This is a genomic window from Larkinella knui (assembly GCF_003858645.1).
GTDB classification, from domain to species: Bacteria; Bacteroidota; Bacteroidia; order Cytophagales; family Spirosomataceae; genus Larkinella; species Larkinella knui.
Window position 1 is genome coordinate 2,151,772 of the sequence record NZ_RQJP01000001.1, and the last position, 19,383, is coordinate 2,171,154.

17 protein-coding genes and 1 tRNA gene are annotated in these 19,383 nt (G+C 49.6%); 11 read left to right on the top strand and 7 right to left on the bottom strand.

The annotated features are described in order from the left end of the window. Window positions 1–5 precede the first annotated feature (5 nt). From tamL to EHT87_RS08765, 7 genes are all read left to right on the top strand, one after another. On the top strand, window positions 6–2,630 hold the full coding sequence (gene tamL / locus EHT87_RS08735) for a translocation and assembly module lipoprotein TamL (protein WP_124905840.1): 2,625 nt from the start codon (window positions 6–8) through the stop codon (window positions 2,628–2,630). A 157-nt stretch (window positions 2,631–2,787) separates the two neighbouring features. After that, complete coding sequence (miaB, locus tag EHT87_RS08740; protein ID WP_124905842.1) at window positions 2,788–4,212, top strand: tRNA (N6-isopentenyl adenosine(37)-C2)-methylthiotransferase MiaB; 1,425 nt, start codon at window positions 2,788–2,790, stop codon at window positions 4,210–4,212. Window positions 4,213–4,234: 22 nt separating this feature from the next. Beyond that, a complete protein-coding gene (locus EHT87_RS08745; RefSeq protein ID WP_124905844.1) occupies window positions 4,235–5,536 on the top strand; it encodes a sigma-54 interaction domain-containing protein in 1,302 nt (433 codons plus the stop codon). Then, window positions 5,523–6,116: an LptE family protein gene (locus EHT87_RS08750; RefSeq protein ID WP_229320907.1), complete on the top strand. Its 594-nt coding sequence runs from the start codon at window positions 5,523–5,525 to the stop codon at window positions 6,114–6,116. The genes EHT87_RS08745 and EHT87_RS08750 overlap by 14 nt, the downstream gene beginning before the upstream one ends. Window positions 6,117–6,244: 128 nt before the next feature. Then, window positions 6,245–7,114: a DUF8458 domain-containing protein gene (locus tag EHT87_RS08755; protein ID WP_124905846.1), complete on the top strand. Its 870-nt coding sequence runs from the start codon at window positions 6,245–6,247 to the stop codon at window positions 7,112–7,114. A gap of 58 nt (window positions 7,115–7,172) precedes the next feature. After that, window positions 7,173–7,544 carry a preprotein translocase subunit SecG gene (gene secG, locus EHT87_RS08760; protein WP_124905848.1) on the top strand — a complete coding sequence of 124 codons (372 nt, stop codon included), beginning with the start codon at window positions 7,173–7,175 and terminating at the stop codon, window positions 7,542–7,544. Between the two features lie 174 nt (window positions 7,545–7,718). Beyond that, complete coding sequence (locus EHT87_RS08765; protein ID WP_124905850.1) at window positions 7,719–8,297, top strand: hypothetical protein; 579 nt, start codon at window positions 7,719–7,721, stop codon at window positions 8,295–8,297. Between the two features lie 7 nt (window positions 8,298–8,304). Here the strand turns inward: EHT87_RS08765 and EHT87_RS08770 are convergent, their stop codons facing one another. Then, window positions 8,305–9,132, bottom strand: a complete 828-nt coding sequence (locus tag EHT87_RS08770) for a DUF2490 domain-containing protein (protein ID WP_124905852.1) — start codon at window positions 9,130–9,132, stop codon at window positions 8,305–8,307. An 82-nt stretch (window positions 9,133–9,214) separates the two neighbouring features. Beyond that, window positions 9,215–9,610: a DUF4870 domain-containing protein gene (locus EHT87_RS08775; RefSeq protein WP_124905854.1), complete on the bottom strand. Its 396-nt coding sequence runs from the start codon at window positions 9,608–9,610 to the stop codon at window positions 9,215–9,217. 73 nt (window positions 9,611–9,683) lie between these two features. On the opposite strand from EHT87_RS08775, the gene EHT87_RS08780 reads away from it, so the two are divergent. After that, window positions 9,684–9,887, top strand: a complete 204-nt coding sequence (locus EHT87_RS08780; RefSeq protein WP_229320909.1) for a sterol desaturase family protein — start codon at window positions 9,684–9,686, stop codon at window positions 9,885–9,887. Continuing rightward, window positions 9,884–10,162 (top strand): Rdx family protein, encoded by a 279-nt coding sequence (locus EHT87_RS08785; protein WP_124905856.1) that lies wholly within the window; start codon window positions 9,884–9,886, stop codon window positions 10,160–10,162. The genes EHT87_RS08780 and EHT87_RS08785 overlap by 4 nt, the downstream gene beginning before the upstream one ends. 31 nt (window positions 10,163–10,193) lie before the next feature. On the opposite strand, the gene EHT87_RS08790 is transcribed toward EHT87_RS08785, so the two are convergent. The 3 genes from EHT87_RS08790 to EHT87_RS08805 form a co-directional block, all read right to left on the bottom strand. After that, window positions 10,194–13,655, bottom strand: coding sequence for a pyruvate carboxylase (locus EHT87_RS08790; RefSeq protein ID WP_124905858.1), 3,462 nt, complete (start codon window positions 13,653–13,655; stop codon window positions 10,194–10,196). Window positions 13,656–14,377: 722 nt separating this feature from the next. Beyond that, window positions 14,378–15,763, bottom strand: a complete 1,386-nt coding sequence (locus EHT87_RS08800) for an MATE family efflux transporter (protein WP_124905862.1) — start codon at window positions 15,761–15,763, stop codon at window positions 14,378–14,380. A 135-nt stretch (window positions 15,764–15,898) separates the two neighbouring features. Beyond that, window positions 15,899–16,213 (bottom strand): hypothetical protein, encoded by a 315-nt coding sequence (locus EHT87_RS08805; RefSeq protein WP_124905864.1) that lies wholly within the window; start codon window positions 16,211–16,213, stop codon window positions 15,899–15,901. A 1-nt stretch (window position 16,214) separates the two neighbouring features. On the opposite strand from EHT87_RS08805, the gene hflX reads away from it, so the two are divergent. Both hflX and EHT87_RS08815 read left to right on the top strand, forming a co-directional pair. Beyond that, a complete protein-coding gene (hflX, locus tag EHT87_RS08810) occupies window positions 16,215–17,483 on the top strand; it encodes a GTPase HflX (protein ID WP_124905866.1) in 1,269 nt (422 codons plus the stop codon). A gap of 75 nt (window positions 17,484–17,558) precedes the next feature. Next, window positions 17,559–17,630, top strand: a tRNA-Arg gene (locus EHT87_RS08815). Between the two features lie 174 nt (window positions 17,631–17,804). On the opposite strand, the gene EHT87_RS08820 is transcribed toward EHT87_RS08815, so the two are convergent. Together EHT87_RS08820 and EHT87_RS08825 are read right to left on the bottom strand one after the other, a co-directional pair. Further along, window positions 17,805–18,176, bottom strand: a complete 372-nt coding sequence (locus EHT87_RS08820; protein WP_124905868.1) for a hypothetical protein — start codon at window positions 18,174–18,176, stop codon at window positions 17,805–17,807. A gap of 87 nt (window positions 18,177–18,263) precedes the next feature. Next, window positions 18,264–18,803, bottom strand: a complete 540-nt coding sequence (locus tag EHT87_RS08825) for a hypothetical protein (protein ID WP_124905870.1) — start codon at window positions 18,801–18,803, stop codon at window positions 18,264–18,266. Window positions 18,804–19,383 lie beyond the last annotated feature (580 nt).

A 19,383-nucleotide genomic window follows, 5' to 3' on the forward strand; every position in this document is an offset into this window, starting at 1 on the left:
AGCGTATGAATTACAAATTAAGGAGAAGCAACGTCAGCAATCATCCAAAATTTGCAATTTCTACGGCTTATTTTTTAAGTATACTGACTGGCCTGATCGCTTCCCTGACGGGTTGTGTGAGTTCGAAGAACTTACAAAAAAACCAGTATCTGCTTTTTAGTCAGACCGTGCGCGGCAACCGGACGGTATCAAGCACCGAATTCGAAGCACTCATTCCCCAGAAGCCCAACCGCCGGATCCTTCGATTACCCATCACGCCCGCCCTCTGGTTTTACCGCCTGGGGTCACAAAGTTTCGATAAGGAAGCGGCCCAGCGGAACCTGGAGGCCAAACGCAAAGAGTATGACCAGTTTATCGAAAAACCGGACTCCACCCGGTCGCATCGGAAACAACTGAAACGGTTCAACCGCCAGCTGACCCGCCTGCGCCGGAGGGCCGAAGAAGGCAACTGGGTGATGCGTTCCCTCGGCGAACCCCCGGCCTATTTTTACGAACCGGAAGCCCGGGAAAATGCGGAGAAAATGCAGCGGTTTTTATTCAACAACGGCTTTATCCTGGGGAAAGCTTCGTATTCGGTCGACAGTAGTAAACTGCTCGGACGCCGGGTTCGGGTGACCTATAACATCACCGAAAATGTCCCTTTCCTCCTCAACAAGATAACCTACCAGATTGCCGACCCCCGGGTCGATTCGATTGTCCGGCAAACCCTCAGCCGCTCCACATTGAAATCCGGTGAACGCTACAATGCCGACAAAGTCGAAGCCGAACGTGTTCGGATCGAAGAACTGCTGCGGAACAACGGCTATTACAGCTTCTCGCGACAATATATACCGCTTCCGCTCGATGTCGATTCGGCACGAAACCTGAGTACGGACTCCTCGCATCGTAACCTGAATATTTTGGTCCGCATTGCCAACCCGCCCGGCCAGGCCCGACACCCGGTTTATACGATCGGTGAGGTTGATGTGCGCGTGGCACGGGCCGAGGATCGTTCGTCGCTCGACACGGTCAACTACAACGGATTACGGTTTCTGTTGGGCAAACAGAATTACGCCATTCGCTTGCTCGACAGCCGCATTTTTCTGCGGCCCGATAGTTTGTATCGTCTCAGAAATTACCAGGATTCCCAACGGCAATTGTTCTTGTTGAACCAGTTCCGGTTTGCCAACATCAGTTTTACGGATACGACCGGCAGACGCTTACGAACCCGGGTCAATTTAGTACCGATCGACAAGTACGAGCTGACGACCGAAGGCGGTGTTTTTGTATTGTATCAGGGGCAAGGGTATCCAGGGCCTTTTAGCAATTTTTCATTTCGAATTCATAATATATTCGGTGGGCTGGGAACCTTTGAAACGGCTTTGCGATACGGTTTTGAAGCGCAAACCGGTTATTCTTCGCTGAAGAGCTCGGTAGGATTTGCGCAGGAATTCGGATTAAATACATCTCTGATTTTCCCTCATATTGTTTTTCCCGGAAAAATCCGGTTTCTGTTCAACCGACTAAATCCGCGGACGCAGGTCAGTCTTGGCGTCAATAACACCAGTCGCCCTGAATACAGACGAAGAATATTAAGAACCGCCCTGTCGTATAACTGGCTAAAAAACAACAGTCATCAGTATAATTTTGTCGTTGCCGATATCAACTATTTGAATGCCACCATCAGGACCGGGGCCGTCGGCGATACGTTTCGGGCTTATTTAAACCGCCAGGATTCATTGGGCAGCACCATTCGGAATAGTTTTCGGAGTGCTTTTGCGTCGAGTATCGGCTTTACCTACACCTACAATACAAATGTGCTGGGCCAGAACCGGCGCGCCAATTTCCTGCGATTGTCGTTTGAATCGGGCGGAACAACCTTGAATCTATTCAATGATGAGAAGCTTCAGAAGTTCTTTAACACAACGCCAACGAGTGGGTTGCAATATTATAAATACCTGCGTGGTAGTATAGATTTTCGGCATTACATTCCTTTACGTCCAAAAACTTCACTGGCCTTTCGTTTCAACACCGGGTTGGTTTATGGCTATGGAACTAATAAAACAGCTCCCTACGAAAAACTTTTTTTTGCCGGTGGCAGCAACAGTATCCGGGCCTGGTTACCCCGCCGACTTGGTGCTGGTTCTGCTATTCCCTATACCCGCGACGACAAAGGTCTGGTGCCTGAATTCAATCCAAAGCGGCCCGGCCAGTTCCGTTACGATTTTGAACAACCCGGCGACATGATCATTGAATCTTCGGCTGAATTGCGAACTCATCTATTTCATTTAGGGGGTGATATCAACGGAGCGGTTTTCATGGACGCCGGGAATGTCTGGACCTTACGGGATAATGCGAATAGATCGGGAGAGAATTTTTCCCGCAACTTCATTCAGCAAATCGCCGTGGGTGCCGGTGTCGGGCTGCGCATCGATTTCTCTTTCTTCATCATTCGGCTGGATGGAGCCGTTAAAGTATACGACCCCGCCCGGTATTTCATCTACGATCCCGGCCAGAATTATTTTATCGAAGGTAAAAAGTCCGGCGATCTTATCGATGAGCGGTATTTTTTGCCCAAATTTCGGTTTGATAAAATGTTTCGGGGCCCCAACCCGCTCGTTATCAACTTCGGGATTGGTTATCCGTTCTAACGACGCCAGCCTGCGGTTACTTTCCTACCTGACAAACTGTCACATTCCCTAAAATCTTCGTAACTTTGAAACTTGGTTTTACAAGTTACCGGTTAACGCTGGTACGGTACATTCCCCGACATCGGGAACCGGCTGGTGGTAACTGACACGATAAATTATGGAACGCATTACGCAGACATTATCCATATTGACTGAAGCCGACAAGGAAAGCGCAGATGAACCCCGGGTGCTGGAAGACGAACTGGCGGTGGGCAAAAAACGGCTTTACATCGAAAGCTACGGCTGCCAGATGAATTTTTCAGATAGCGAAATTGTGGCATCGGTGATGCGGAATGCGGGGTTTGCCACCACCGCCAGTGCCGACGATGCCGACGTTATCTTCCTGAATACCTGCGCGATTCGTGACAATGCCGAGCAGAAAGTCCGCAACCGGCTGAAGCAACTCAATATTCTAAAAAAACGGAAACCGGAATTGCTGGTTGGCATGCTGGGCTGCATGGCCGAACGGTTGAAAGCCAAGTTGCTGGAAGAAGAAAAAATGGTGGACATCGTGGCCGGACCGGATGCCTACCGCGATATTCCGAAACTGGTGGAGGAAGCGGAATCGGGACAGAAAGCCGTCAACGTTTTTCTGTCACGCGAGGAAACCTACGCCGATATTTCGCCGATCCGCCTGAATTCCAACGGTGTAACCGCTTTTATTTCCATCATGCGCGGCTGTGATAACATGTGCAGCTTCTGCGTGGTGCCCTACACCCGCGGCCGCGAACGCAGCCGCGACGCGCACTCCATCGTCCGCGAAGCCCGCGATCTTTCGGCGGCTGGTTATAAAGAAGTTACCCTGCTCGGCCAGAATGTCGACAGCTACAAATGGACCTCGGAAGACGGTCTGGAAAACGTAAATTTTGCCCAGTTGCTCGAACGGGTGGCCCTGGTAGACCCCGACCTGCGCATCCGGTTTTCGACTTCGCATCCGAAGGACATCACCGACGAGGTGTTGCACACAATGGCGAAATACGACAACATCTGCAAATACATTCACCTGCCCGCCCAGAGCGGGAACGACCGGATTCTCAAGCTGATGAACCGGACGTACGACCGCGCCTGGTATATTCAGAAAATTGACCGGATTCGGGCCATTCTGGGCGAAGATTGCGGTATTTCGCACGATATGATTTCTGGTTTCTGTTCCGAAACGGAAGAAGAACATCAGGATACGTTATCCTTGCTGGAATACGTCCGGTATGATTACGGCTACATGTTTGCCTATTCCGAGCGTCCGGGCACGCCGGCGGCCAAAAAATACGCCGATGACGTACCGTACGAAGTCAAACTCCGTCGGTTGAACGAGATCATTGCCTTGCAACGTGAACTGTCGCTGGAACGCAATCAGCGGCACATTGGTCAGGTTCAGCGGGTGCTGATCGAAGGGTTTTCCAAACGCTCCGACGATTTCCTGTGCGGCCGTAATGACCACAACAAAATGGTGGTTTTCCCGAAAGGCGATTATCAGAAAGGCCAGTATGTCAATGTGTTGGTAACGGATTGCACCGCGGCAACACTGCGGGGCGTTACGGTTTAAGAGTTCTCCATTTCCAGTATTTATGAATTTAAAAGAAATCCAGTCGGTCAAGCTGCGGTTCGGCATTATTGGGAATGCGCCGGCGCTGAATTACGCCATCAACGTGGGCATTCAGGTGGCGGCTACGGATTTGACCGTACTGATAACGGGTGAAAGCGGAAGTGGAAAAGAGTCATTTTCGAAGATAATCCATAGCCTCAGCAGCCGCAAACACGGCCAGTTTATTGCCATCAACTGCGGAGCCATTCCCGAAGGAACCATTGATTCGGAGCTGTTTGGCCACGAAAAAGGGTCATTTACCGGCGCTGTCGATCAACGGAAGGGTTATTTTGAAACTACCAACGGCGGCACTATTTTTCTGGATGAAATTGGTGAAATGCCCATGGGGACTCAGGCCCGGCTTTTGCGGGTCCTCGAAAACGGGGAGTTTATCCGCGTGGGCTCCTCAAAAGTGCAAAAAACCGATGTTCGGGTCGTTGCGGCTACCAATGTCAATCTGCTGGCAGCCGTTGAACAGGGCAAATTTCGGGAAGATTTGTATTATCGGCTGAATACCGTGCCGATCTACGTGCCCCCCCTCCGCGAACGCGGGGAAGACATCGAGTTGCTTTTTCGGAAATTTACGACTGATTTTGCCGAACGCTACCGGATTGCCCCCATCCAACTGTCGGAAGCGGCCAAGTTGCTGCTGTTACGGTACCCGTTTCCGGGTAATATCCGCCAGCTAAAAAACATCGCCGAACAGACGTCCATTCTCGAATCGGAGAATACGAAAGTAATTGAAGCCGAAACACTGGCCAAGTATTTGCCGCCGGTTTCATCGCAGTCGCCCCAGTCGCCGATGGTGTTGCCGGGGGGGCATGCGGAAAATAATTTCTCGGAGCGCGAACTGCTTTACAAAGTTCTGTTTGACATGCGCCGGGACATGAATGACCTGAAACGGCTCGTACTCGACGTCCTGAAGAATGAAAAGAATGGGCACGAAATTCTCAACAACCACAAGGATTTATTCGATACCGTTCAGTCGAACGATTTGATGCCGGAACCCGAACAACCCGTAACCCGTCTGCTCCCACCGGCTAATTTGCTGGATGTCAACGAGTATGATGCAGCCGATGCCACCAGCGATGTAACGGTAGAAGACATTAGCCACGAGACTGAAGAAGATGATTCTTTATCGCTGGAGAAAAAAGAAAAGGAAATGATTGTCAAGGCGTTACGGCGGAACAACAACAAAAGAAAATACGCAGCCCAGGCACTCGGCATTTCCGAACGGACGTTATACCGGAAGATTAAACAATATCAAATCGATGAAGAAGGCTAAAAGAGTGAAAAGTGAAGACGGGGCCGCCCGGCGGTTAACAATGAAGAGTTATGCAGCAGGAGTAAAAAGCAATCTCGTCCGAGGTTTAGTTTTAGTCTTCATTCTTAACGCTTCACTCTTCACTCTCTCCTGCGGAAAATATTCCTTTACGGGCACGACGCTCGATCCGAATATCAAGACCATCACGGTGAATACCTTCACGACGTCGGCGGCTGGTGGTCCGGCCAATTTGACGTTGACATTTACCGAAAAGCTGAAAGAATATTACCAGCGCTACACCAACATGAAGGTGGTTCCGGCCAACGGCGACATTGTGCTCGAAGGTTCGATTACGGGCTACGATGTTTTGCCCGTTGCCGCAACGGCTTCGGATCAGGCGGCTCAGAACCGTTTGCAGATCACCGTTCAGGTGCGTTTTTCCAATTCGAAAGACGAAACCAAGAACTTCGACCAGCCTTTTTCATTTTACCAGGATTTTCCGGCGAATCAAACACTCACCCAAAGTGAAAGCCGCCTTGTACCCAAGATTCAGGATCAGCTGGTATTGGATATTTTTAACAAAACGGCCGCAGATTGGTAAAAACGCGGTTTTGCTTTGGAAATGGTTTCCTTTTACCCCGTTAATTTTAAGTGCTTTGCGAAGAGGAAACTGATAACAATTTGCTAAATTTGACCAAAGCGACATCACCTACCCGCCCCGACCATCCAATGAACAAATTGGACAAAGAAACTTTTTCCTTCTGGGTAACTCACCCTGAGGAGTTATTACCTTCTGATTTACAACAACTAAAGGAGGCCATCTCGGCTTATCCGTATTGTCAGTCGCTGTATTTGCTGGCCGCCAAAGCCACGTCCGTCCACCAGAAAAGCCACGCCATCGAATACATCCGGCAGGCAGCAGCCCACGCCCTGAGTCGCAATGCGCTCCGGAAATTGATCGAAAATGAATTTCAGTGGTCCGAAAATCTGTTGAGTCGCCTGAATGAGCTGTCGCTTAAACAAGTACCCATTCCGGACGATTACAAGAAAGAAAGCTACGAGTTGTTCAAACGGAAAGCCGAGGAAAGTCATACGTTCTTCTCCAATCCCATTTTTGATTTTGCCAAATCAGTCGGTGAGCTTCCCATCCTTGAAACACCACCGGACGACGGAAAAGACCAACCGGAAGCTATCGCCGAAATTTTGCCGATGATCGATGAATCGCTTATCGCCGAGACGGTGATTCAAACCACGCTGGAACAGCAGGAACCAGCCGCCGAAGAACCGGAAGCGGTTTCAGCGCCGGACCCCGAGCGCAACCGGCAACTGCGCATTATCGAGGATTTCATCAAACGGGAACCCATGATTCAGCGCCCGCGTCTGCACACCACCGAACAGGCCGATCAGGAAGATCTAACGCGCCGGATGCCGGTCAATTCGGGGGCACCGGTCACCGAAGCGTTTGCCCAAATCCTGGCCAGACAGGGCAAGTCGGAGCGCGCGATTGACATTTACGTGAAACTTATGTTGAAAAATCCGGAAAAAAAGGTTTATTTTGCGGAGAAAATTGCGGCTTTAAAACGGCCACAGGATCAGTAACGGATTCCTTTCAATAACCACAATACGCATACTAAAATAACCGCAAGGGCGAATCGAAATGCTAACGGCAATCATTGTATTAATTTGTATCTGTACCGTACTGCTGATTTTGGTGGTACTCATTCAAAATTCAAAAGGGGGCGGTTTGTCCGGTGAATTTGGGGGCCTGGGTTCCAACCAGTTAATGGGTGTCAAGAAAACAACCGATTTGCTGGAACAGGTTACCTGGGGACTTGGCATCGCCATCATGCTGTTAACGCTTTCGACGTACATCGTGGTCGACCGGAATCCCGTTGGTGCCAGCATCAATAGCGCTAACGTCGACGCTGCGGCTACCAAAACCGTTCCGGGTGCAGGCTTGCAAGCGCCAGCCCAGAAACAGCCGGCGGCTCCGGCCACGGCGCCACAAAGCGGAACGGCGGCTAAATAGTCCTGCCATACAGAAAGAATCGTTGAACTTTAAGGTATTGACTTTCAGGCCCGTAGGAATTAATAAACCCTGCGGGCCTTTTTTTGATCATAATTTTTGATTCAGAAAGTATAAACCCGCGGATCGGTTTCGTTGTAAATGAAGGTTTTGCATCCTGAATCTTCGTCCAGCCTGATGAGAAAAAGTGCCCTTGCCCCGTTTGCCGTCATTGTTTGCCTGTTCACTGCCTCCTGTCATCGTCCCTACGCACGATACCAGCCCATACCCGTTGAATCCTTCCGCTCGTCGGGGAAACCCGAAACGGGGCCGACAGCGAGTGATTCAGCCGTTGTTCGGGCCACGGAATTAACCGCTGAAGCTCCGGAACCGGAACCCTCTCAGCCGGACTTTTACGCTTCCGCGACGGGTATTCCACCCACGCAAACGGTTCAGCAACGCGCTCGTCAGGCTACTACAGCGCTGGTCAATTCATCAGCCCGCGCTTCCGAAACCAGCGCCTTGCCGCAACCCCGGCCAAAAACCGGTAAGAAAAAGACCTTGCGTGAAATACTGGGCCTAAAGCCCCGGAAGAAACTCAACTGGTGGCAACGCATTCCGTGGCAACTCAAGGCGTCGGTTCCGGTTATTGGCGTTGCCATTGTTTTTGCCGTTCTCAACATCAGCATTCTCGCCATCATCTTCGGGCTGTTAGGGGCCTTCCTGCTCATTCGCGGGCTTAAGAAAACATTCCGCGTTCGTCGTCCGTGGTTTTAAACGGCAGTTAATCCATTTGGGTAGGCAAGCGCTCCCGTTCGCCATTTTTGCGGTGGAGACGGTACATGATCGACAACACCACATTGTCCTTTCCACCGTTTCGCACCGGAGCCTGGTCGTATTGATTGATCCAACCCGCCTGCAAAATCCAGTGGCGGTCGATCTGATAGCCTAAGCCCGCATAAATCCGGTTGCGCTCCAGGTGAGGAGCTTTGAAGTTCAGAAAAAGTTCGTCATAAATCGAGACAAAAACGGTTTTGGGCTTAATGGTCGTTCCATTTAACGGAATGATCATGTTCATCCGGTAACGAACCCGGTTGCGGAAGCGGCCCTGAATGGCCAGATTTTCCGGCGACGACTCGCCGAACCAGCGCTGCTCAACCCGGTAGCGGTGTTCAAATTTTAACCGGTCGACATTCTGGCTCATCGTGATCTGTTCCCACAACCGGGTTTCGATCTGCTGCGGGCCAGCCTCCAGATCCCGGTAGTTATACGTCTGGTACCGACCGGTGGCAATCATGGCCGAAAAAGCCGGTCCTAAATCGTAACTGATTCCGCCTTTTACTTCGAAATAGTTTACCTGATCGAAGAGCGCATTGGCTCGCACCTGAGCCTCGGCAAAACCGCCCCAGCCCCGTTCACGTGCCGGGAGTTGCACCGTACCGATAAACCACGTACCCAGCGGATGCTGCTGGGCCAGCGCGAAGGATGGAAGCAGAAAAAAGCAGATTCCCGCCAATCGCCGGAACAACGTCAAAAAAATGGTACCGGGCAAACCGACCCGTTGGGGAACAACAACGGCGACGATTTGCGGGAAGTGGAAAGATCGAATCATTCAAAAGCGGACTTGGTGTCGTGATTTCCGACAAAAATACGAAACTCACCGCAACCGAAAAAAACCGCCAGGGCCGGAAAGATCAGCTAATGAATCGAAAGGTGAATGGATACTTGTAATATTCGCCATTGTTGGCTTTCATCCCGGCGATGATGGAAAAAACCACACTCAGAATACCCAGCACGATCAGAATTGGAACGCCAATGACGACAATAATCAGCAGCAGAGCCACACAGTAAGCAATGGTCATCGTAATCTGGAAATTAACGGCTTCTTTCCCGTGATAATCGACAAAAGCTGATTTATCCTTCTGAATCTGCCAAACCACAATGGGTCCGATAATATTACCAAAAGGAATAATGAAACCGGCCAGTGCGCTCAAATGCGCCAGCAAACCCCACATCCGCTCGTCGGAAGGGCTCAGGGGCGTTATGGGAGACGGAGGAGGCAGCGGGTTGTTATAGGGTTGATTTTCCATATGGGTAAGTGATTTAGTTACAGCCAAGTAAGGCGAAAGAAATGATTTTCGCAATCTTTGTTTAAAAATCAGTTTGCTGCACCGAATTCACCACGAATACAACAAACACACCAACAACTACGGCGATATTGTGTGGTGGGATATGCTGTTTGGAACCTATCAAAATCCAAAGGCGTTCAACTCATCGTGTGGTTTTGATAACGACAAAGAGCAGCGATTGGGCGAAATGCTGCGCTCTCGGGATGTTCACAAAAAGCCCGCCAGATCTAAAAAATGAAACCGGTTATTACCCTCGAATACTGCCCGAAATGCGGCTGGTTGATGCGCTCCGCCTGGATGGCGCAGGAAATTCTAACGACCTTCACCGACGACATTCACGGCGTGATGCTGCATCCCTCCGAAATCAGCGGACGGTTTTCGGTGCAAATCGATGGACAGAAGATCTTCGACCGGAAAGAAGCCGGTCGTTTTCCGGAGATCAAGGAGTTGAAGCAACTGATTCGGGACGTGGTGAATCCGGAAAAATCGCTGGGACATTCGGATAAAAAATGAGGGATCTGGTAGTCAGATCCCTCGCTACGTTCTAACCGAGTTCAATCACCCAATCGTCCTGCACAACCACCATGCCCTCTTTCAGAATCACCTGCTTGACGGTTCCGGCTTTGGGAGCGGCCACGATGCTTTCCATTTTCATGGCTTCAATTACAAACAACGGCTGGTTCTTGGTGATCACATCACCCGGTTTTACCAATATTTTCGTCAGGCGGCCCTGCAACGGAGAACCCACATCGCCTTCCTTGCTGACTTTTGCATTCGCCTGAAAATCAACTTTCTGCGACTTATCCCGCACCTGAACCTGGCGGCTTTGACCATTGAGTTCAAACGTAACCATCCGATTGCCCTGCTCATCGGGTTCCGAAACGTAGAGCAGCCGCACGAGAATGTTTTTACCCTCGTCGATTTCAATCAGAATTTCCTCATTTTCTTTCAGGCCGTATAAAAATGCCGGAGTCGGAATGATGCTGACGTCGCCGTGTTCTTCGATGGCTTTGTAATATTCCTCGTATACTTTCGGATACATCTGGTACGAGAGGTAATCCAGAAAACCGTCGTTCTGCGGAAATTTCTCTTCAAATTTCTTGAAGTCTTCCTCAAAATTGATCGGGCTCAGTTTTTCGTTCGGGCGACCGGTCAGCGGTTCTTCACCCTTCAGAACGATCTCCTGAATTTCGTGCGGGAAACCGCCATAGGGTTGGCCGAGTTCACCCTTGAAAAACCCTTTTACGGATTCCGGAAACGAAAGCGATGCGCCCCGTTTCAACACGTCTTCGGCGGTCAGGTTGTTCGATGTCATGAACAAAGCCATGTCACCCACTACTTTTGACGAGGGCGTCACCTTGACAATATCTCCGAACAACTGATTGACAATCACGTAGTTTTTCTTGAGTGTTTCAAATTTATCACCCAGGCCCAGCGCAATCGACTGCGGTTTCAGGTTTGAATATTGACCACCCGGAATTTCATTCTGATATACTTCCGCGCTACCGGCTTTCATGCCCGACTCGAACGGATAATACCATTCGCGAACATCTTCCCAGTAGTTCGAATAGGCATTCAGGGAGTTCAGGTCGATTGCACTTTCGCGCTCGTGACCCTGCAACATCGCCACAACCGAGTTGAAATTAGGCTGTGAAGTCAAGCCCGACAAGGCCCCCAGCGCACAGTCGATAATATCGACGCCGGAGTCGACGGCTTTTAAATACGTCGCGGCCTGAATCGACGAGGTGTCGTGCGTATGCAGGTGAATGGGAATGCTGACGGCTTGCTTTAACTCACGAACCAGCACTTCGGCGGCCAGCGGTTTCAGCAAACCGGCCATATCTTTAATTGCCAGCAGGTGAGCCCCTTCGTCCTCGAGTTGGCGGGCCATATCGAGGTAATATTGTAGCGTGTATTTTTTCTGATCCGGAGCCAGCATGTCGCCGGTGTAACAAATCGCGGCTTCAGCCAGCGCATCGGTTCGCTCACGCACAGCCCGGATGCTGACCTTCATGGCTTCGACCCAGTTCAGCGAGTCAAAAATCCGAAAAACGTCGATGCCGGTTTCCCACGATTTTTCAACGAATTTCTCAATCAGGTTGTCCGGATACGCCGAATAGCCCACGGCATTGGAGCCCCGAAACAGCATCTGCAAGAGCATATTGGGCATGGCTTCGCGGAATTTCTTCAGACGCGTCCACGGGTTTTCGTGCAAAAACCGCATGGCAACATCGAACGTGGCTCCTCCCCAAACTTCCATCGAGAATAATTCCGGATGGTTTTTGGCAAAGCCTTCGGCCACATTCAGCAAATCCTGCGTCCGAACCCGGGTTGCCAGTAGCGATTGATGGCCATCGCGGAAAGTCGTGTCGGTATACAAAACCGGCTTCTGATCGCGTACCCACTCGACGAATTTTTCCCGGCCCAGTTCCGTCAAACGGTCTTTATTGCCTTTGGGATAAGCTCCATACTGGTCAAAAATCGGAATAACCGGCGTCCGGAATTTCTGGGCCGGGCCTTTCGATCCCGGTTTCACTTTCACTTCCGGGTTGCCGTTGACGATCACATCCGCCAGGTAATTCAAGGCGCGCGTTGAACGGTCTTTCGGTTTGCGAAGATCGAACAGTTCAGGATGGTTCTCGATAAATGAAACCCGGGCGTCACCGGCCTGGAAAATCGGGTGGTCGATCACGTTCATCAGGAACGGGATGTTGGTTTTCACGCCCCGAATCCGGAATTCGACCAGTGCTCTTTTCAGCCGCTGGGTAGCCCCCCGGAGCGTCCGGCCCCGCGCCGAAACCTTCACAATCATCGAATCGAAATACGGCGAAATTTTCACACCGGGATACGAACTTCCTTCGTCGAGCCGGATGCCAAAACCGGCGGCATTGCGGTAAGCGATGATCGTTCCAAAGTCGGGCCGGAAACCGTTGGCCGGGTCTTCGGTCGTAATCCGGCACTGAATGGCGTATCCATTGAGCGGAATTTCGTCCTGGTGGTTGATGTAAATGCCGTTGTCCGACAATTTATAGCCCATCGCCACCAAGATCTGCGTCCGCACCAGGTCGATACCCGTCACTTCTTCCGTGATGGTGTGCTCGACCTGAATCCGCGGATTCACCTCGATAAAGTAGATATTTTCCTGCTTATCGACCAGGAACTCCACCGTACCGGCATTGGAGTAATTGGCCTGGCGACCAATTTTCAGGGCGTATTCGTAGAGCTTGTTTTTAGTCTGCTGTTTTAGCCCAAACGATGGCGCAACTTCGACAACCTTCTGAAAACGACGCTGAACGGAGCAATCCCGTTCGTATAAGTGAACAATATTCCCGTGCGTATCGCCGAGCAACTGGACTTCAATGTGCTTGGGGTCGATGACGAATTTTTCCAAAAAGATCGTGTCATCCCCAAAGGCATTCCGGGCTTCGTTGCGGGCTTCGTTGAATGATTTTTCAAACTCCTCTTCCTGCCGAACCACGCGCATACCGCGCCCTCCCCCACCGGCCACGGCTTTGATCATCACCGGAAAACCGATTCGCTTCGCTTCCGATAGAGCAACGGCGTAGTCCGATATATCGATCCGGCTGTCAGGTATCATCGGTACGTCAGCCGTAGTCGCCAGGTTTTTAGCCCGCACTTTATCACCCAGCGCTTCCATTGCTTCGGGCGTTGGTCCAACGAAGATGATTCCTTCTTCCCGACACCGGCGCGCCAAGGTTACATTCTCCGACAAAAAACCGTAGCCGGGATGAATGGCGTCGATTTTTTTATGTTTTGCCAGTTGAATGATGCCTTCAATGTTCAGATAGGGTTTCAGCGGTTCATCATCGCGACCAATCTGGTAGGCTTCATCGGCTTTGTAGCGGTGAAGCGAGTAGCGGTCTTCGTAGGTGTAAACGGCGACGGTGGTGATTCCTAACTCGGTGGCGGCCCGCATGATGCGGATGGCGATTTCGCCCCGGTTGGCGACGAGCAGGCGTTTAATCGGGCGAATGTAATCTTTCATGTGTCCCAAAAAAAGCAGGATGGGTTTTTGAAACTGGTGAACAATGCAGCAAGTTTATTGAAAAGTTTGTAAAAATCAGGTTTTACCGAAGGTTCATCGGAAAAGCATGGTTTTTCGTGAAATATTACATCTTTACAAGTTTCATCGTCGGGTACAGATCAGTTGATAGAAAATCGCCCTTTCCCGTAAAATAGGGTTCATTAATCTACTTCTTTTTTTCATTAGAAACTTAAAATCATCGCAGTGATAAAGAAAATGACTCGCTTTCAATGCTGCTTTAGTCGTTGTACTAGCGCAATCGCCCGTGTTTAAAAATTTCCCGGGCCGTTGGATTACTATTTCTTGTTTATGATCGCCATGGCTTAAAAATTGAGGAGATTACCTTCAAGCGCCTAATTCTTAACTCTATGTGGCTTTACATCTCCCTCCTGTCTTCGCATGGAGAAAAGTTTACGGTCAAACTTTATTCCACGGAGATTGAGCATCAAATGGAGTTGATCAATCAATTTTTCGTAGCTGACTTTAAAATGATCAGTGCTTTCCTCATCGATAGGGAGGGAAAACGGACGGACTTACCCCTGGAAGCTTTTGATGGAAAACCGATTGCCGATTCGATGAATAACTTAACAACGGAGTATTTGCAGGTTTTAAACTCCTAGTTACCGACGGTATAAAGGTGGGCAGCGGCCCGGTTATCGACCAACCGCTGCCCGGTTCAATTCTTAAACCTTCACCAATTTCCAGCGTCCCCGGCGGAACACCAAAACCGCAATCACCGCCAGCAAGGATTCACTGATGGCCACCGACCAGAACACGCCTTCGGGTCCCCATCCGGCCGTCTCGGCCAGCAAATAGGCCAGCGGTATTTCAATCACCCAGAAACAGACCATGTTGATGAGCGTGGGCGTTCGGGTGTCACCTGCCCCGTTTAACGCCTGACTAATCACCATACCGTAGGCAAAAAAGACGTAGCCTAAACAGAATATCCGCAGACATTGTACGGCAATCTCAACCACCCTGGGGTCCCGGTTGAATAGACCAACAATCTGGGTTGCTCCGGTATAAAACAAAATACCGACACCCAGCAGAAACAGCATGTTGCAAAAAGCCGCCCGCCAGGCCGACGTCTCGGCGCGCTCGGGTTGTCCTGCCCCCAGATTCTGGCCAACGAGCGTTGCTGCCGCGTTGGCCATTCCCCACGACGGCATGATCGTGAATATCATGATCCGGATGGCAATGGTGTATCCGGCCACGACATCGCTGCCGAACGTCGACAATATACGCGTCAGGAATACCCAACTGGCCGAACCCACCAGAAACTGAGCCGTTCCACCGGCAGCCAATCCGAGCAGGTTCCGGATGATGGCGGTATGCGGTTTGAAATCAGCCGCGTGAACTTGCACAATCCGGCCATTTCGCATGAGGCTATACCACTGATAAACCGCGCCCGCCGAACGACCAATGGTGGTTGCAAAAGCCGAACCAATGACACCCATTTCGGGCACAGGTCCCCACCCGAAAATGAAAATGGGGCACAGCACGATATTCAGGCCGTTGGCCAGCCAGAGTGAGCGCATAGCCGTGGAAGCTTCACCGGCACCCCGTAAACAACCACTCAACGTATACAGGAGAATGATAGCGGGCGAACTGGCAAAGATCAATCGTGTAAAGCCGGAACCCCGGGCAATAAGTTGTGCATCGGCGCCCATCAGCCGCAAAATATCCTCCGCAAATACCGCCCCCGGAATACCGATCAGGAGCGCTACCACAATGGAAACGAGAATAACCTGCGCCACCGATTTGCCGGCTTCACGGGCATTGCCTTCGCCCACCCGGCGGGACACCAAAGCTGTGGCTGCCGTACTCAATCCGATAGCAATGGAATAGACAATGGTCAGAACTGACTCGGTCAGGCCAACCGTGGCCACGGCTTCCGTACTGATTTTAGCAACAAAGAAAACATCGACAACCGCGAAAAGGGATTCCATCACCATCTCCAGCACCATCGGAACCGACAGCATGAAAATGGCCCGGTTGATACTACCGGAGGTATAATGGTTTTCTGTACCGCGTAATGCGGCTAGTAACAGGCGAATAAATTTCGTCATGGATGAAAGAAAGAGTAAACAGGCGACAGAATCGCCGTGTAGTAAAACAGCTTGAATAGGAAATTTCAGACCGGCGGTCAATCAGACCGGGCGATTGAATCAGACGTGGAGGGGCCCGTTAAAGGGTAGCGGTGTTCATCGGCTTTGAGCTTTGAGACTGCAAATGTACGGAAAGATTCCGGCCAAAAAAGAAGGGTTGAGCAAACGGTATTTTTTTTGAAATTTTTTTGTTAAATTTGCACTGCTTAAAGTAGTACGCCCATGAATAGTTCTGCCGATTTCGGCCCCTTCCGCTTCTTCTAAAAAACCGTTTGTGTATTCTGCGGTTGTAATTCTTATTCCCATTAGTAAATTAAGGTTTTTGAACCAGCTACGACTGGATTGCCGGAGTGTTTCTTGCGCGGCAAAGGTCCCAAAAGCTCGTTCAGAACCTTTGTAAATCCATTCCATTATGATTGAAAATCACAAACAGCCCGAAACCGCTGTCCTGGTGGCATTGGTAACTCAAAAGCAGTCGGCCGAAAAAACCCAGGAATACCTGGACGAACTGGCTTTTCTGGCCCAGACTCTGGGCGTGATTACCGTTAAATCGTTCGTACAGAAACTTGAACAACCCGATACGCGAACCTACGTTGGAAAAGGGAAACTGGAGGAAATCAGTACGTTCGTGACTGAAAATCCGGTCGACATGGTCATTTTTGACGACGACTTGAAACCCTCGCAGGTTCGCAACCTCGAAGCGGCTTTTACCGACGTAAAAGTGCTGGACCGAAGTTTACTGATTCTGGATATATTCGCCATGCGGGCGCAAACCGCCCAGGCCAAATTGCAGGTCGAACTGGCTCAGTATCAATATATGTATCCGCGTCTGACACGGATGTGGACCCACTTGAGCCGGATGAAAGCCGGTGTTGGTACGCGCGGGCCGGGTGAAAAAGAACTGGAAACCGACCGCCGGATTGTGCAGGACCGGATTGCTTTTCTGAAAGAGAAGCTGGAAAAAATTGATAAACAGAGCTATACCCGCCGAAAAGAACGGGACCGGCTGGTGCGCGTATCGCTGGTTGGCTACACGAACGTGGGCAAATCGACGCTGATGCGGAGTTTGGCCAAAGTGGATGTTTTTGCCGAAAACAAGCTGTTTGCAACGGTCGATTCAACCGTTCGGAAGGTCGTGCTGGGTAATATTCCCTTTCTGCTGACGGACACCGTCGGTTTTATCCGGAAATTGCCCACCACGCTGATCGAGGCCTTTAAATCGACACTGGACGAGGTTCGCGAAGCCGATATTCTGTTGCATGTTGTGGATGTCTCGCACCCGTCTTTTGAGGAACACATTGGCGTTGTGAACGATATTTTGTCGGAAATTGGCGTCGGCGGAGAGGCCGGTGAAAAGCCGACGATTCTGGTTTTCAACAAGATAGACCAATTTGAACCGCGTGACGAGTGGATGCACCAGGAAGATGATTTTGACGACGATTTGCCGGTAGCGATTCGGAAGCAAACCGCACTCGATTATTTGAAAAAGACGTATTTGACCCAGAAAGCCGAACACGTAGTTTTCATTTCGGCAGAGACGCGCGAAAACATCGAAGAGTTGCGTAACTTGCTGTATGCCATGGTGAAAGAGAAGCATTATGCCATCTACCCCAACTGGCTGGATGTTCCGCTGAGCGACTGGGCTGAGCAAGCCAATGATACCGGTGATTTTGGTAAATAACAGATTTCTAAGCATTTTTGCGGAAAATACCCCAAGTCCAACCTGTAAGGTGTACCTGCCTTACAGGTTTTTTCTGGTCTCATAGTTCAACGGATAGAATAGAAGTTTCCTAAACTTTAGATCTGGGTTCGATTCCCGGTGGGACCACGAATATACCGAAAAAGTGCCTATACAGCTTGTATTGGCACTTTTTTTTATTCCCCAGTTGTCACTTGTTATGGAATTGAGTTCAAAAGAGGTCAGAACATTGGCCTTTGACTGAATTGAATGAACCGTTTTTACGGTTTATCTCCTGCTTATCAAGTTAGACATCCTACCCGTTCATTCATTACCTTTTTCTTTGATGCTATCGGGGTTGAGATAAGGGAGTTGGTATTTTGGGGAAGAGATCATATCACTCCACCGCCAGAACAAAAAAGGATCTTTTCTAAAAAGACGATACAAAACGGTATCAGATGGATGTTCATGCTTATAAGCATCGAATCTTCTCACTACAGATTCATAGGTTCTGTGTTTTAGAGGCATCTCAAAATCCTCAAATCCACCCGATGGAGTGGCATACTGGTACGATTTAAATCCCTCAAGAAAGAGAACAAAAAATGGCTTTACCGGTTGCGTGTTTGACAGGAAAATAAGGATTACCACCATTAAAAAGCGTTTCAACCTTGTATTTAATCGACGTAATCCAGTCATTCCGCAAAATCAAAACGGTAGAAGTAAACTAAAAGGCCGGTCTGTATGACCCAACGTAGTTGGCTAGCTAGGTATTTAATCGGGGTTTTATTTAAAAATGAAGTAACTGATAAAAATTACTAAGACAATATTTTGGACATTTAATTTGAAGTTTATCTGGCATACTATTGAAATCCTGACAACCAGATAAAACAGAAATAAACCCGTAATTACCGGTAATGTGTAGAGCCCCCAACCCAGTAAACTGCTTATACGCCCTTCATCATTCGGATTAACAACGTTCATCACGCCGGCCAGTATTCGCATGACTACCGGAGCCAATAAACACGGATATAAAAGCATGTCGCGACTCCGTTTCAGTTGATTATAAAAATAAATTGCCTGTACTACAGTAAAAATCGGACCAGCGAGTGTGATCGGTATCTCATGCCAAGCTTGCACATAGACATGCCGAACGAAGTGAGCTGGATTTAAGTTCGGACTGAAATGTTCTCCCAGAAGTTCACTTGTAAGCCAGTGGGCGAACCAATGCAGAACAACCGTCCCAACTACCACTGCTGTTGTTAGCAGGCAATACGGCATATGCCAGACGGGTCTGAAAATTACTTTCGGTGGGATAGGATCCATGTCATTTTTTTATATCCCCGGCCAGGAGTTCGCCAGCGTCGTGTCCAAAGTACACAAAATCCCTTATTCAATTTGACGAGTCCCCTTCTTAATTTTCTAACTCAGATTGAGGATAAGGCTGAAACTGTAGTATCATTTTCAGGGCCGTTCCCTTATTACCGGCACGATCATCCACCACCCTTTTAATTACCTGGTTTCAACCAGTGACTTTGTTACTAAAGCAACATGACGATAATGGTTAAAATGGCCCGGCGCTTAGGTTGGGCCATTTTTTATGCCGACATCAGACTGTATTAAGGTGGACCGTTCTCTTACTTGTTTTTTAATTGTTTCGGTTTCTAACCCGCACTTTTTTCTTTACCAGCCGTTTCGTAGCCTTCTTTATCTGCAAAATATCCGTTTATTTGGTAGACCATTGTATTCCAGAATTCAATTATGCTTCTGTTCAGCCTTACTCTAAACTTTGGATTCGCGGTTATTATCCTGAACTATTGCCATGATCTACCACCGCCTTACCGGAAGAAATACTTTTGGCTACTCTGTCTGATCCTATTGAATCTACTCCTGCTGGATTACGCAT

Bases quoted from the DNA above. Each gene is read 5' to 3' on its own strand.
- EHT87_RS08770 (WP_124905852.1), bottom strand. From the start codon at position 9,132: ATGATTCGATCTTTCCACTTCCCGCAAATCGTCGCCGTTGTTGTTCCC.
- EHT87_RS08820 (WP_124905868.1), bottom strand. From the start codon at position 18,176: ATGACTGGATTACGTCGATTAAATACAAGGTTGAAACGCTTTTTAATG.
- EHT87_RS08765 (WP_124905850.1), top strand. From the start codon at position 7,719: ATGAGAAAAAGTGCCCTTGCCCCGTTTGCCGTCATTGTTTGCCTGTTC.
- hflX (WP_124905866.1), top strand. From the start codon at position 16,215: ATGATTGAAAATCACAAACAGCCCGAAACCGCTGTCCTGGTGGCATTG.
- EHT87_RS08800 (WP_124905862.1), bottom strand. From the start codon at position 15,763: ATGACGAAATTTATTCGCCTGTTACTAGCCGCATTACGCGGTACAGAA.
- EHT87_RS08775 (WP_124905854.1), bottom strand. From the start codon at position 9,610: ATGGAAAATCAACCCTATAACAACCCGCTGCCTCCTCCGTCTCCCATA.
- EHT87_RS08790 (WP_124905858.1), bottom strand. From the start codon at position 13,655: ATGAAAGATTACATTCGCCCGATTAAACGCCTGCTCGTCGCCAACCGG.
- miaB (WP_124905842.1), top strand. From the start codon at position 2,788: ATGGAACGCATTACGCAGACATTATCCATATTGACTGAAGCCGACAAG.
- EHT87_RS08755 (WP_124905846.1), top strand. From the start codon at position 6,245: ATGAACAAATTGGACAAAGAAACTTTTTCCTTCTGGGTAACTCACCCT.
- EHT87_RS08745 (WP_124905844.1), top strand. From the start codon at position 4,235: ATGAATTTAAAAGAAATCCAGTCGGTCAAGCTGCGGTTCGGCATTATT.
- EHT87_RS08805 (WP_124905864.1), bottom strand. From the start codon at position 16,213: ATGGAATGGATTTACAAAGGTTCTGAACGAGCTTTTGGGACCTTTGCC.
- secG (WP_124905848.1), top strand. From the start codon at position 7,173: ATGCTAACGGCAATCATTGTATTAATTTGTATCTGTACCGTACTGCTG.
- EHT87_RS08785 (WP_124905856.1), top strand. From the start codon at position 9,884: ATGAAACCGGTTATTACCCTCGAATACTGCCCGAAATGCGGCTGGTTG.
- EHT87_RS08750 (WP_229320907.1), top strand. From the start codon at position 5,523: ATGAAGAAGGCTAAAAGAGTGAAAAGTGAAGACGGGGCCGCCCGGCGG.
- EHT87_RS08825 (WP_124905870.1), bottom strand. From the start codon at position 18,803: ATGGATCCTATCCCACCGAAAGTAATTTTCAGACCCGTCTGGCATATG.
- tamL (WP_124905840.1), top strand. From the start codon at position 6: ATGAATTACAAATTAAGGAGAAGCAACGTCAGCAATCATCCAAAATTT.